This window comes from Alteromonas sp. HB246098 (genome assembly GCF_054890645.1).
Genome location: NZ_JBTZUG010000007.1, coordinates 172,996 through 186,966 on the forward strand (window position 1 = coordinate 172,996; position 13,971 = coordinate 186,966).

A 13,971-nucleotide genomic window follows, 5' to 3' on the forward strand; every position below is an offset into this window, starting at 1 on the left:
AGTGGCTTCAAGTAATTAGGGGAGTAAATCCGTTACTGATGCCATTTGGCCTTCCGCCTCTAGCTGATTCCAATGGCTTTTAGTATCTAGTATTTCCTGTTTGATTGAAAAAAAACACTCTACTAGTCTGGGGTCGAAATGTTTCCCTGCTCCTTCTTTAAGGTGTTCAAATGCTTCTTCGTCAGACCATGCTTTTTTATAAGGGCGTTTCATCGTAAGGGCATCGAATACATCGGCAATGGCGACTATACGAGCACTTTCAGGGATGTCTTCTCCAGATAAACCTTCGGGGTAACCCGTACCATTCCACTTCTCGTGATGACATAGAGCAATTTCTGCAGCAAGATTAAACAACGGGGTATCGCATTGAGAAAGAATTTTGTGACCAATTTGCGCGTGGGTGCGCATCACTTCCATTTCGCTGTTTATTAGCCTTCGAGGCGCTTTCAAAATAGCGTCGGGAATACCTATTTTACCTGTATCGTGCATAGGAGCGGCTTGCGCTAACAAGCAAGCATCATCATAGGACCATCCCCACGCAATCGCTAAACATTTGCTGTAGGCAGCCATGCGCCAAATGTGGTGCCCTGTGTCTGTGTCATTATAGTGTCCTGCTGCCGCTAACATAGTAATGGCACTTTGCTGGCTTTTGCTAAGCTCTTCAGTGCGTTTTGACACTAAATGTTCGGTAGTACGCATTTGATGAGCGAGGCTGATATGCGTTTTCACGCGCGCAAGGGTAATACTGGGCGATACCGGTTTAGTTATATAGTCGACGGCGCCAAGTTTAAAACCCTTTTCCTCGTTTTCTCCTTGGGTCAATGCCGTAACAAAAATGACCGGAATTTTACTTAGCAGTCTATCCGTTTTTAGCTTTTTACAAACTTCAAACCCGTCCATTCCCGGCATCATAATATCTAACAATATTAGGTCTGGCGTGAATTGCTGCACTATTTTTAGCGCAACCGCGCCGGATGGCGCGACCTTAACATCATAATAAGGGCTTAGTATGCCAAGCAATATATCAATATTGGCTGGCTCGTCGTCTACAACGAGGATACTGAATTTTTGTGCTACTTTATTCTGCTTGTTCATGCTTAATTTCATCTATGATTTTTTGCGCCACAACTAAAGCCCCTTCGAAATCATACACAGAGGCCCGCTGTTTTAATTGACTTATGCTGTGTGAATGGGCTGAATCACAATGGCAAGCTGCAACTTCAGTAATATGGTCAAGTGCTTTTGCATCATAAGCTTCAAGAAAGGTTTTTATTTGGTATAGAGATAAGAGCAGAGGCTCCGTTCCCATGTTTTTACTTTCAACCGAGTCATTTTTTTGGCCTGTTTTATCTATGGTATGCGCAATTAGACGCAGCGTCGCATCTAGCTCGAAAGAAAGCTCTGCAATGTACTTCGCAATGACCGTATCCGGACGTTGTTGAACGTCTATAATACGTTGTAAATGTCGTTCTAGTGTACTTGCCCCAATCTTCTGAGCATCTGCAATTAAATTTTTTAATAGCTGGCTTGTGCAGGATGGCGCATGAAAAATATTGAGCAGGTCCGACATTACGCTTCGTTGGCTATACTTGTTGTAAAAATCTAATAAAGCAGTGAAGAATTTATTCAATCCATCCAAAGGCATGATATCAACATAGCCTGAGTGAATATGAATATCGATGGTATGGACAATTTCGTTTGCTGTGGCGGGTTTTACTAAGTGATGGCACATACCAGCCGCTAGCGCTTTTTCTGATGCTTCATTGGTTTCATCAGCACTTAGCGCGATAATTGGCGTGAACCAATTTCCATTTTGCGTTAGTGTTTCTGCGATGTCATAACCAGATATATCTGGCAAGTGACAATCAAGTAAAATGGCGTCAAAGGTATTCGAGTTACAAAGTGCCAGCGCATGCTCTCCCGTTGTAGCGGTCAACACCTTTACGCCTAAATCAGCAAGGATTTGTTGGCTTATCTCCACACTTATTAGGTCATCATCTACTACTAATACTCGCTTACCTGCCAATCGATTCGTTCGCCACTTTTTGCTTTCAAGACCTTCGGTTGCCTCCTGATTTGTCGACACTTGCAAAGGCGATAAAGCAGAAATAATTTCGCTTTCTGTAAATGGAAGCTCAATAATTCGAACATCACTAGGGAAAATTTTTCCAAATCGCTTACGAACGTCTTCTCGACAAAATGGGGTTATCAGAACATTGACGTTTAAGTCGCGGTATTCACCAAATTGCATGTGATTGGCAAAGCGTTTCCAGCTAGATTCATCAATGGGTAAATAAGCGATGCTAAAGGGCGTCTGCTGTGAAAATAGCCCTTCTGCCTGATCTACAATTTGACAGTTGATGTTAAGTCTTTCTAACGTTTGACAAAGAATATGACATCCTTGCTCCACGCTTTCGTGTGTCTGAATGCAAAGTACTTCTGAGGGGACGGAGACAGGAAGTAAAGCCTTAGTAGGCGTCTCGTCATCAAGGCAAACGGGAAGCGAGAATGCAAAGCAACTTCCCTCATTGATTTGACTTTCGAGGGTCAGCTCTCCCCCCATGAATTCTACAAGTCGCTTACAAATCGCAAGCCCTAAACCTGTACCACCAAACTTTCGAGAAATGGATGCATCAGCCTGCTCGAAAGCGTTGAAAAGTTTTGCTTTGCCTGCATCGCTAATTCCCATTCCGGTGTCGCTTACACTAAAGAAAAGGTGATTATCCCGCTTATCGACTTTAAGGAGAACGTAACCTTCTTCTGTAAACTTGATAGCGTTGCTTAATAGATTTATTAAGACTTGATAGATTTTTTCGCTATCCCCCTTGCATGGCGTGTTGGTATTGCAGCGAATATCAAAAAGTAACTGAAGATGTTTTTGCTGTGCTTTTACTTGAAACACCTGCGCCAGCTTTTCTATCATTTTAGTTAACGTAAATGGCTCGTCGAGAATATCTATTTTATTGGCTTCAACTTTGGAAAAGTCCAAAATACTATTCATCAACTCGAGCAGCGCATTTGAACTGCGCTGAACTTTCTCTAAGTATTGCTGGCGCTGTTCATTATCGTTTGTTTCTAAGGCTAAATGCGTCAAACCAATGATGGCGTTCATCGGCGTCCTTATCTCGTGGCTCATTGTAGCAAGGAAGTCGGTTTTGGCTTTGTTTGCACTTTGCGCTTCGTCATAGGCTTTTTGTAGCTTCTGTTCAATGGCTTTTTGGCCGCTGATATCGTTGAATACACCCACATGCCCGTCGGGTTCACCTTCGTTATTCATCAGCGGTACCGCAACGATAGAAATAGGGAATAGCCTGCCTCGCTTATCGGTAAAAAAGTCTTCATATGAGGTATAAGACTCTCCTTTGCGAATAGCGAGGTTTACTGGACATTGCTCTCTAGGTAGGAGGGTGCCGTCTCCCTTTTGGTAATGGACGGTATCGTGAAAACGACGGTCTTGAAGTTCTTCTAAAGTCCACCCTAGAAGCTGAGAAGCGGCAGGATTAAGAAATTGCGTTTGACCTGCTGCATTTACTGCATAAACCCCTTCTCCAATACTATCGGTAATGCTGCGGTAAAAGGCGCGTCCTTCAGAAAGACGCTTTTCTAAACGCTTCTGTTGGGAAATATCTGTCCCAATAATAATGAGATGGTCGACAAGATTGGCTTTTTTAACAACTGGAACCACAGTGGCAAATACATACCAAGGCTCACCCGTCTTTCTTATGCTGTGAACTTCGCCTTGCCATATTTGGCCTTGTGAAAGTGAGCTGAATATCTCGTACTTTTCATCCACTGTAATATTGGTGATGTCGAAGGCGGTGATATTCTCACCCACTATTTCTTGTTCAGAAAACCCTGAGAACTCACAACACTTTTCATTAGCACTAAGGATATTCCCTTTTACATCCATAGTTGCAACCATGCCATGCTTGTCCATAGCCTGACGTTCTAGCAATGGGCGGTTCACAACAAAAGGCCCTTTGGAAGACGTAAAGTTAATCTAAAGCAAGTCAGCGGGTAGACAGGTAATGTCGTAAATTGCATAAGTGCAACGAAAGTGATTGGGGTTTGTTTAAGTTAAAGACAGAACCGCGATTTTTTCAACACGTTAAGCTTATTCTTTGGTAGCAGTTGCCTGATTTTAAAATAAAAAAACGCATAGGTTTTGTCACTATGCGCTTTTCTATTAGTTGCTATTTTTGTGCTGTTTTGTGTTTTTAGGCAGAACGGAGTTCTCGACGCAATATTTTACCTACAGTAGATTTAGGTAGTTCTTCTAATATTGTAATTGACTTCGGCACTTTGTAGTTCGTTAACTGCGTCTTACAATGTTCAATAACATCCTCCGTCGATACATCCCCTGATAGCGTAATGTAAGCACATACTCGCTCTCCTGTCTTATCATCAGGCTTGCCAACAACGGCCGCTTCCATCACGCTGGGGTGCGACGTTAGCACATCTTCTATTTCGTTCGGATAAACGTTGAAGCCTGAAACAATAATCATGTCTTTTAAGCGGTCTACAATTTTAATTGCGCCAGATTCTGTGCGAATACCGATATCACCGGTTTTGAAGAAGCCGTCTTCGGTCATTACCTTTGCCGTTTCATCATCCCGATTCCAATAGCCCATCATAACCTGCGGTCCGCGCACTGCTATTTGCCCCGACTCACCTTCTGAAGCTGGCTTATCATAACTATCAAGAAGCGCTACTTCAGTGTCTTCTAGCTCATGGCCGACTGTGCCTATTTCCTCTTTTCCTGGAATGTTGAATGAAACCACGGGCGCGGTTTCAGACAGGCCATAGCCCTCGGTGATGGTGTTACCCGTTACATCTCGCCAAATTGACACAGCTGCTTGGGTAAGCGCTGTACCGCCAGACATAGTGAGATGAAGATTAGAAAAATCAAGTTTTGCAAATTCTGGATGTCGCCCAAGACCGACAAATAGCGTATTTATACCCATAAAGGCGGATATTTTATGAGGCTTAAGTGTTTGAATGAAACCGTCGATGTCTCTCGGGTTAGGAATAAGAATAATGTGCGTGCCTTTCGCAAATAGCGCCATCATACCTACCGTAAACGCATAAATATGATAAAGCGGTAACGGGCATACCAACACTTCTTCGCCGTCTTTGAAGCCTTCACCAATGCGATCAAGCATTTGAATACAGTTAGCCATTACATTCTTATTGCTAAGCGCTGCGCCCTTAGAAACGCCGGTTGTACCTCCGGTGTATTGCAGCATGGCGAGATCATCTAACGCTATTGAAGGACGAGAGAACGAAGGCAGTGCACTTCCTATTTCAATTGCTTTGGTAAAAGAAACCGTCCCGTCGAGCGATGGCGCTGTACTAGGGTCTAGTAACTCTGTTGCCGATGTCGTAATAACTGTCTCGATACCAGTATCATCTTTAATGTTGGTAAACTTAGGAAGTAAGTCACTTAAAATCACTAAGGCTTTTGCACCGCTATCGGTAAACTGGTGCTTCATCTCTCGCTCGGTGTATAGCGGGTTAGTATTTACTACAACAAGCCCCGCGCGTAATGCGGCATAAACGACAATAGGATTCTGGATAAGGTTAGGAAGTTGAATGGCTACTTTTGTACCAGGAGTCAGCTTTGCTTCGTGCACAAAATAGCGGGCTAACGCAGACGACTTACTGTCGATATCGGCAAACGTGAGGGTTTGTCCAAGAGCCGTATATGCAGGTTTATCTGCAAACTTCTGTAAAACACTTTCAATATAGTCGGCTAGGCATGTCACATTATCTGGGTAAGTTATCATGTTGCTTATTCCTAGTAAGGCAAAGGGTGTAAGGTATATGTCTTACATTAGCAAACTTAACTTTTTATTTACATCAGTGTTGGCTTATTTAATAGTATAAGTTTTAGTTATTAATGGTTGCTAAAACTATCACTGAATTGGCTGTAAATGTATCCCGCACAGAAGCCCGCAAAACACTGTGCTACAAGCCCTAGCGACGAGCGAGCACCCGCAATAAGGGTGACATTTAAAATGGGGTGCATGGCTAGTAACATCAATAGAAAAGAGAGGCCGCCTGCAACAGCGAATAGAACGGTTCGGCTAGTGCTGGTCGCGCTTTTTGCTTCGTGAAGGTTGAGTTGCTTAACGATAAAGTGTGTTATTGAGAAAGCTAACAGTAAAGTAACGGCGATAATAGCACCGTAAGTGGGTAAGAGACCTAAAGCGTCCTGCCATATCATGGAAAGCCAATCGCTAATGTTTAACTCCACGCCAATTTGAACCAAGCCCATCAAAACAGAGATTGAATGAAATACACTTGCAAGTAGGAAACCGACTGCCCAAGATGGGACAAAATGAAAAATAGCGCGGCGAGTTGAGTGTCTCATGTCATACATTCCGAAATTCGTCAGTAAGTACCATGTATTAACTCTCGACAAAGCGCAACAAGAAGACTGAATGTAGTTATATTACGCTTACTCACTAAGCATATCACTGTAGCTTAATTAAAATTAGTAAAGACGAGCGAGGACAATCACAATGAAGTCAGTGCGTACTATAAAAAGGTTTTTGGTTTTCGCGTTAGCTAGTGGTGCGTTTTCGCAAGTTCTGGCGTCTGACGTTGATGTCGAGCCCACAAGAAATACTGAAAAGCATGCCGGTATAAGTGATGTGCCGGCGTCATTAAAAAGTTTTGCTAGCAATGTTGTAACCGAGCACTTAGTAACCTCGTTAGCGTTCCCGAAGGCGTTGACAACGGTTATTGATGAGGTGAACGCAACTACGCATATAGTGATAGTGACAAGGGATGGTGAGCTCGTTATTGCTGATGATGAAGGTGAAATTTCTAGATTTTCTTTGGGTCTCGATCATTTGTATACAAAAGGGCAGGGAGGCGTGTTAGATATTCTTATCCCTTCTCAGTTCCCCGCCAACCCCACTGTATTACTCAGTTATTCCAAGGGTAGTGATGATGCTAACCGTCTTGCTGTAGTAAAAGGTGAGCTTTCTCTCACCTCTGGCATTAGTAACATTGAACCCGTAATTGAAGTCGCGCAAACAAAAGATACGCCTGTGCACTATGGCGGGAAGCTTCTTCAGCTTGGAACTCGCGATGCAAGCCGAGAACAGGGCTTTTTAGTCACCACAGGTGACGGGTTTGATTACCGAGAGCAAGCTCAGGTTATTAGTTCACAATTAGGTAAAGTACTTGGTTTTTCCATAGCGGGTAAGCCGTTAATGAACCCAGCATTTCCAGAAAGCCCTTACGTATACTCATTGGGGCATCGCAACCCGCAGGGGCTGGTGCAAGGGCCTAAAGGGCAGGTATTTCTGCATGAGCACGGACCTGATGGCGGCGACGAAGTGAACTTGCTTCAAAAAGGCGCGAACTACGGTTGGCCTGTCGTTACGTTAGGAAAAGACTATTCAGGTGCACGAATTTCACCTTTTTCAACCTATCCGGATATGACAGACCCCATTGTGGATTGGACACCCTCCATCGCACCGTCATCTATGGTTTACTACTCACATGATAAGTTTCCAATGTTGACCGATACTTTGCTTGTTACCAGTTTGAAAGCTAAAGCCTTATATGCGGTCAATAAAACTTCGAATAAGTATGTTTCTACGAAGATTTTTGACGCATTAGAAGTGAGGCTAAGAGACATCGCGGTCGATGGTGAAGGCAACCTTCTTCTATTGACGGATGGAGGAAATGCCAAGGTGGTAAAAGTTTCGCCCAAACAGAACTAAGTTCAATAAAAGATCAATAAACTGAAATTTTGTTTCAAAATTGATGGTAATTTGAACTGGTCGCACCATAAATAGAATGAATCTTTGTCATAAGTGTAACACTATTATTTATCTTTATTGGTCAAACCATTATTGTTGAAAATGACTCCGTAATTCAATTTCTGTTTTCGTAAGTGGCTGAAATTAATAGTTAAAGATTGTTTTCAGCAAAAAGTCATTTTTTGCACCTATGCTCTTTTAGGTTTATCTAACGTTGAATCGAGCAGTTGTATAACCAACTGATTACTTTCAGTCATTACGTAACTGCTAAAAATCAGTTAAAATATCCCTCATTTTTATATGCGTATAGCTAAGACCGACTTAACACTACGCCCAAGTAAAACTAAGACCGAGAGAACTATATGAGTTTGTATTCAGAATATCTGGCAGAGATCGAAACCCGTAAAACGGAATTAGGTCTTAACCCTAAGCCAATTGACAGTGCTGAACTGCTGTCTGAAATTATTGCTCAAATTAAAGATACAACAAACGAGCACCGCGAAGACTCTCTAAAATTCTTTATCTATAACACTTTGCCGGGAACTACGCCTGCTGCTGGTGTTAAAGCGCAATTTTTGAAAGAAATTGTACTTGGCGAAGAAAAAGTAGAAGAAATCACGCCAGAGTTTGCACTTGAGCTACTTTCACACATGAAAGGCGGCCCGTCTGTAGAAGCACTTCTAGACCTTGCACTTTCTGATGATGAAACAGTTGCCAAGCCTGCAGCTGAAGTACTTAAAACTCAGGTTTATCTATACGAAGCCGATACTGAACGTCTTGAAACAGCATTTAAAGCGGGTAACGCGATTGCTAAAGACGTACTAGAAAGCTACGCAAAAGCTGAATTCTTTACCAAGCTTCCTGACGTTCCAGAGAAAATTGAAGTAGTGACCTATATCGCTGCTGAAGGTGATATCTCAACTGACCTTCTTTCTCCTGGTAACCAAGCGCACTCTCGTGCAGACCGTGAACTTCACGGCCAGTGCATGATTTCTCCTGAAGCACAGCAAGAAATTGTTGAGCTTGGTAAAAAGCACCCTAACGCCAAAGTAATGCTAATTGCTGAAAAAGGCACAATGGGTGTAGGTTCTTCACGTATGTCTGGTGTGAATAACGTTGCACTATGGGCAGGTGAGCCAACAAGCCCTTACATTCCTTTTGTAAACAAAGCACCAATTGTTGCTGGTACTAACGGTATTGCACCAATCTTCCTTACTACCGTAGATGTAACTGGTGGTATTGGTCTTGACCTTAAAAACTGGGTTAAGAAAACAGACGAGAACGGCGAAGTAGTTCGCGATGCAAACGGCGACCCAGTGCTAGAAGAAGCTTACTCTGTTGCAACTGGTACGGTACTGACTATTGATACCAAAGCGAAGAAGCTTTTCAACGGTTCAGAAGAACTTGCTGACGTTTCTGCTTCATTTACTCCTCAAAAAATGGAGTTCATGAAAGCGGGTGGTTCTTACGCCGTTGTATTCGGTAAGCAGCTACAATCTTTTGCTGCACGTACACTAGGTGTTGAAGCTCCGGCAGTTTACGCGCAATCGAAAGAAGTCTCACACGAAGGCCAAGGCCTTACTGCTGTAGAAAAAATCTTTAACCGCAATGCGGTAGGCGTAAATTCAGATGCGCCGCTTCACGCGGGTTCTGATGTTCGCGTTAAAGTAAACATTGTAGGTTCTCAGGACACCACTGGCCCAATGACCTGCCAAGAACTAGAATCTATGGCGGCATCAACTATTTCACCTACTGTTGACGGTGCATACCAGTCTGGTTGTCACACTGCGTCAGTATGGGATAAGAAAGCACAGGCTAACATTCCTAAACTAATGTCATTCATGAACAACTTTGGCGTAATCACAGCACGTGACCCTAAAGGTGTTTATCACTCAATGACTGACGTTATTCACAAAGTGCTTAACGACATCACGGTAGACGACCGCGCCATCATTATTGGTGGTGACTCGCATACTCGTATGTCAAAAGGCGTAGCATTCGGTGCCGACTCAGGTACGGTAGCACTAGCGCTTGCGACAGGTGAAGCGGCAATGCCAATTCCAGAGTCTGTGAAAGTGACCTTTAAAGGTAGCATGAAAGAGCACATGGACTTCCGTGACGTAGTTCACGCTACTCAAGCTCAAATGCTTAAGCAATTCGCTGGCGAGAACGTGTTCCAAGGTCGCGTAATTGAAGTACAAATCGGTACTCTACTTGCTGACCAAGCGTTTACGTTCACTGACTGGTCTGCAGAAATGAAAGCGAAAGCGTCAATCTGTATCTCTGACAATGAGACTATGGTTGCCTCACTTGAGCTTGCTAAGAGCCGTATCCAAATCATGATCGACAAGGGTATGGATAACGAAGCTAACATGCTTCAAGGTCTAATTGACCTTGCTGACAAGCGTATTGCTGAAATCAAGTCTGGCGAAGTACCAGCGCTTGCACCAGATGACAACGCTAAATACTACGCAGAAGTGGTTATCGACCTAGATCAAATCGATGAGCCAATGATTGCTGATCCGGACGTTAATAACGAAGACGTGTCAAAGCGTTATACCCACGACGTTATTCGTCCAGTTTCTTACTACGATGGTAAGCCAGTAGATCTAGGTTTCGTAGGTTCTTGTATGGTGCACAAAGGCGACATGCAAATTATCGCACAAATGCTTCGTAACCTAGAGAAGCTTAACGGCTCTGTAGAGTTTAAAGCGCCACTTGTTGTTGCTCCACCTACATACAACATCGTTGACGAGCTAAAAGCAGAAGGCGACTGGGAAGTACTTGCGAAATACGCAGGCTTCGAGTTCGACGATGCTAAGCCGAAAGAAGCAGCGCGTACTAAGTACGACAACATTCTTTACCTAGAGCGTCCTGGATGTAACCTATGTATGGGTAACCAAGAAAAAGCTGAGCCGGGTGATACCGTAATTGCTACCTCTACACGTCTTTTCCAAGGCCGTGTTGTAGCAGACTCTGCTGAGAAGAAAGGTGAATCACTACTAGGCTCTACGCCGCTAGTAGTACTTTCAACCGTACTTGGCCGTTTCCCAACAACTGAAGAATACAAGCAAGCGGTTGAAGGCATTGACCTAACTAAGTTTGCTCCACCTTCAGAAGATTTGGCTGTAGCACCAAAGTTTGAAGCGGACGTAGCAGTTAAGCGCGTATAAGCACTTACCGCTAGACAAAACATTAAAAAGCCCCAACCAAGGTTGGGGCTTTTTTTGTCTCTGACCCCGTTTATTTGTTATTTGGGGGCGGTTGCTACGAGTTCGTCGAGTATGCCAAGTAGCAGCTTAGTGCCGGTGCCAGAGGCTATTGCGTCAAATACATTTTCAACATTCTTACCGTGCTGACCGCCCGCTAAGTCGCTTATTGAGCGGATTATTAACCAATCTACGTCGTTAACAAAACTCACCTGTGCGACCGTTGCCGATTCCATTTCTGCAACATCAGCCGTGTAGACGTCACGCAGCCACTCGCGGTATTTAGCGTTGTCTACGAATACTGAACCTGTTACTCCATTTCCACCTATATCAACCAGTATTTCCTTACCAGACGGCATAGTGATAGGCGGAATCTTTTTGAGCGCGCGTTTTGCCATGTCCAACAGTGTTTTATCGGCAGTAAAATAGGGCATTCTTTTGCGGGTGTCCCACCCTTCTTTAACTACAGCCACTTCAGTAGGATGAATAAAGCCTAAGTTTTTATAGTTTGGCGAGTGCTTATCTGCCTCTCGTCGCGCTTTGTAATATTCGAGTTGTTTAGCGTAATAATCCGGGAGTTCATAGGTGTTAGCGTCACCTTTCTTCGGGTTGATATAGACAGATTCGTCATGGAAATACCAACGTTCAGGCACTGCGATATCGCCTGGTGTATATTTCGGGTTTATGGCCCCTGCAATACCCATCATAACCAGCTTATCAATAGGGAAGTAATCCAGCGCCATCTGCACAGTCATTGCTGCGTTGGTAATACTGACACCCGTACTAAATACAACAATAGGCTCACCTTTATACGTGCCTAACTGATATTTAACCCCTTTAATATAAACTGTTTGCGAAATTTGAGCGTCGTCCATAGTCGCAAACGCGGCGTCAATGGCTTCAATCTCTGGCTCGTAAGCAGCAACCACGGCTGTCCATTTGTTTGTTACATTGGAAAAATCTTTTGGACCGTACTGATTAGTATCGTCATTTGCTAACGACGATAGCGATATACACACGAATAAAACAAAACTACTTAAGCGCATATTGACCTTAATTAATTTATTGTTTGCACCAATGAGGTGCGGTTGATGAGCGAGAACTGTATGTTATTGAGATAAATAGCTATCGGAACAGTCTCAATTAAACACTATCGCAGAATTATGGCAAAGTTCGAGCCAACAAGATCGCTAAATATGGACAACCTTATTATGGTGATGATAGGCATTAATAAAGGTGTGAGAGTAGGCAACTCTTTTTGTTTGTTGCTTAAAATTTGTATACCAAGTAGTGTTAACTAAAAGCTCACTTAAATAATTAACTCACCCATAAAAAGCTGGCTATTTAAGCGTTTAGCATAGCTCTAAATAAGGTGCTCTCAAATAAAAGGACTTAACCCTTATGTTATTCAAGCGTGTTACACTAACCGTATTAGTGTGTCTTTTTGCTAGCTCGTCAATTCAAGCTGAATCTAACGAAGAAGCAAAAAACTACGAACTGAAAGTAGAGAAGTTCGAATCTAAAGTGTTGAAGGAAGAACGAGAAGTCGTTGTTCAACTTCCTAAAGGCTACGCAGATAACCCCGACAAGAAGTACCCTGTAATTTATCGGTTAGATGGTGCGGTTTATCTACCTATAATGAATGCGGTACTTGAATCACTTCAATCTGAAAATGCTGCGCCAGAAGTAATTATAGTCGCCATTGAAAATACCGATCGTTTTCGAGATCTTTTCCCTACGGCAAATGAAGACCCATACGGGCCTGTAGGTTATGGCGGGGGCGGGGCAAACTTTTTGTCTTTTATAACCACTGAACTTATCCCAATGGTCGAGAATAAATACCGGGTGCATGATTTTCGGGTGATAGCCGGGGGATCCGCTGGTGGTGTATTCGGGTTGTATGCGCTCACTCAAAATCCTGAGCTTTTTAAGGCTGTGATTGCCTATAGTCCTGCGGTGTGGTGGAACTATGGTGCGCCGGCAAAAAGAACGGTTGCGTTTTTTAAATCTTCCAGGCAACTGGATCACTATATCTATACGTCTATAGGCAACGAACCGGCGCCAATGCGACCCTACTATGATGATATGATTTTGGGTATGCGGGCAAACCAACCTGCTGGTTTGAGGTGGGTAAATGATGAATATGCAGGTGTTCGGCACAACTTGGTTACGGCAGCGTCTATTTTTAGTGCTTATCACAACCTGTTCTTGTCAGCTTATTTAAGGCCTGAACAGTTCGATGGTGATATTCAAAGCATTTCCAAATATTACGATCGCGTTTCAAAGCAACGCGGGGAAAAATTAGAGGCGCCTGAATGGGTAATTAGAGAATTAGGTTATCATTATGTGCGCTCTGAAAATTACGACAAGGCTATTGAGCTGTTTAAGCACGATATAGCTAAGTACCCTGAAATGCCTGACCCGTATAACGGCATAGCGTATGGTTACGAGCAAATGGGTGAGTATAAAAAAGCACTTGAGAGCGTAAACAAGGCTTTGGAGCTTTCGACACCGCAGCACGATGGTTACCAAGTTTATACAGATAGACAAAAGCGTTTGCATGATTTACTGGATGAGTAAGCTACATTGAAATACCAAAGCAAAATTAAACGTATAAACAATATTGCCACCGTTTTTATGATTGGGATTTGCGCTGTAACGAGCGGATGCAGTTCTGTTTCGACAGCGCAAACTGGACACTGTATTGAGCAAGCTAATCGCGCTGAAGTTTATGAAGTGAATACGGCCGATGAGCGGCTAAACGCATGTTTAGAGACCTACCAAAAGAGACGTGACGAAGAAAGAACGTTTGGTGAGGCATTAGCCGAGGATGTGCTTATCTCAGTTCTTGATATCATTACTGACTAAGACTTTTTCAGCCAAACAAAAACCTTCTTACGTACAGTTAAAAAAAGTCCAAAGGCAGAGTAATCTACTCTGCCTTTGTCGTTTTAGTCTCTTTCTAATGGCTTTAACGGGCTCCG

At 43.3% G+C, this 13,971-nt stretch carries 9 protein-coding genes; 4 read left to right on the top strand and 5 right to left on the bottom strand.

Annotation, left to right across the window (positions count from 1 at the left end; translation table 11 throughout):
- Positions 1-15 precede the first annotated feature (15 nt).
- From ACYTPF_RS15320 to ACYTPF_RS15335, 4 genes are all read right to left on the bottom strand, one after another.
- Positions 16-1,095 carry a response regulator gene (locus ACYTPF_RS15320; protein ID WP_179982393.1) on the bottom strand — a complete coding sequence of 360 codons (1,080 nt, stop codon included), beginning with the start codon at positions 1,093-1,095 and terminating at the stop codon, positions 16-18.
- The gene (locus ACYTPF_RS15325) at positions 1,079-3,967 is read right to left on the bottom strand and encodes a PAS domain S-box protein (RefSeq protein ID WP_461852822.1); all 2,889 of its coding nucleotides are present in this window, start codon (positions 3,965-3,967) and stop codon (positions 1,079-1,081) included. Before ACYTPF_RS15325 ends, ACYTPF_RS15320 begins: the two co-directional genes overlap by 17 nt.
- Before the next feature lie 250 nt (positions 3,968-4,217).
- On the bottom strand, positions 4,218-5,786 hold the full coding sequence (locus ACYTPF_RS15330; protein WP_461852823.1) for an AMP-binding protein: 1,569 nt from the start codon (positions 5,784-5,786) through the stop codon (positions 4,218-4,220).
- A gap of 110 nt (positions 5,787-5,896) precedes the next feature.
- Positions 5,897-6,373: a hypothetical protein gene (locus ACYTPF_RS15335; protein WP_461852824.1), complete on the bottom strand. Its 477-nt coding sequence runs from the start codon at positions 6,371-6,373 to the stop codon at positions 5,897-5,899.
- A gap of 151 nt (positions 6,374-6,524) precedes the next feature.
- Between ACYTPF_RS15335 and ACYTPF_RS15340 the strand changes: the two genes are divergently transcribed.
- Positions 6,525-7,739: a PQQ-dependent sugar dehydrogenase gene (locus ACYTPF_RS15340; protein WP_461852825.1), complete on the top strand. Its 1,215-nt coding sequence runs from the start codon at positions 6,525-6,527 to the stop codon at positions 7,737-7,739.
- Positions 7,740-8,140: 401 nt separating this feature from the next.
- Complete coding sequence (locus ACYTPF_RS15345; protein WP_179982398.1) at positions 8,141-10,951, top strand: bifunctional aconitate hydratase 2/2-methylisocitrate dehydratase; 2,811 nt, start codon at positions 8,141-8,143, stop codon at positions 10,949-10,951.
- A 77-nt stretch (positions 10,952-11,028) separates the two neighbouring features.
- Here ACYTPF_RS15345 and ACYTPF_RS15350 read toward each other — a convergent pair whose 3' ends face one another.
- Positions 11,029-12,033, bottom strand: a complete 1,005-nt coding sequence (locus ACYTPF_RS15350; RefSeq protein ID WP_461852826.1) for a 5'-methylthioadenosine/S-adenosylhomocysteine nucleosidase family protein — start codon at positions 12,031-12,033, stop codon at positions 11,029-11,031.
- 355 nt (positions 12,034-12,388) lie between these two features.
- Here ACYTPF_RS15350 and ACYTPF_RS15355 point away from each other — a divergent pair, with 355 nt between their 5' ends.
- Together ACYTPF_RS15355 and ACYTPF_RS15360 are read left to right on the top strand one after the other, a co-directional pair.
- Positions 12,389-13,567 (top strand): alpha/beta hydrolase-fold protein, encoded by a 1,179-nt coding sequence (locus ACYTPF_RS15355; protein ID WP_461852827.1) that lies wholly within the window; start codon positions 12,389-12,391, stop codon positions 13,565-13,567.
- Between the two features lie 6 nt (positions 13,568-13,573).
- A complete protein-coding gene (locus ACYTPF_RS15360; protein WP_461852828.1) occupies positions 13,574-13,855 on the top strand; it encodes a DNA ligase in 282 nt (93 codons plus the stop codon).
- Positions 13,856-13,971 lie beyond the last annotated feature (116 nt).

Excerpts from the sequence above, each read along its gene's own strand:
- ACYTPF_RS15335 (WP_461852824.1), bottom strand. The coding sequence starts at position 6,373 with ATGAGACACTCAACTCGCCGCGCTATTTTTCATTTTGTCCCATCTTGG.
- ACYTPF_RS15355 (WP_461852827.1), top strand. The coding sequence starts at position 12,389 with ATGTTATTCAAGCGTGTTACACTAACCGTATTAGTGTGTCTTTTTGCT.
- ACYTPF_RS15330 (WP_461852823.1), bottom strand. The coding sequence starts at position 5,786 with ATGATAACTTACCCAGATAATGTGACATGCCTAGCCGACTATATTGAA.
- ACYTPF_RS15345 (WP_179982398.1), top strand. The coding sequence starts at position 8,141 with ATGAGTTTGTATTCAGAATATCTGGCAGAGATCGAAACCCGTAAAACG.
- ACYTPF_RS15320 (WP_179982393.1), bottom strand. The coding sequence starts at position 1,095 with ATGAACAAGCAGAATAAAGTAGCACAAAAATTCAGTATCCTCGTTGTA.
- ACYTPF_RS15350 (WP_461852826.1), bottom strand. The coding sequence starts at position 12,033 with ATGCGCTTAAGTAGTTTTGTTTTATTCGTGTGTATATCGCTATCGTCG.
- ACYTPF_RS15340 (WP_461852825.1), top strand. The coding sequence starts at position 6,525 with ATGAAGTCAGTGCGTACTATAAAAAGGTTTTTGGTTTTCGCGTTAGCT.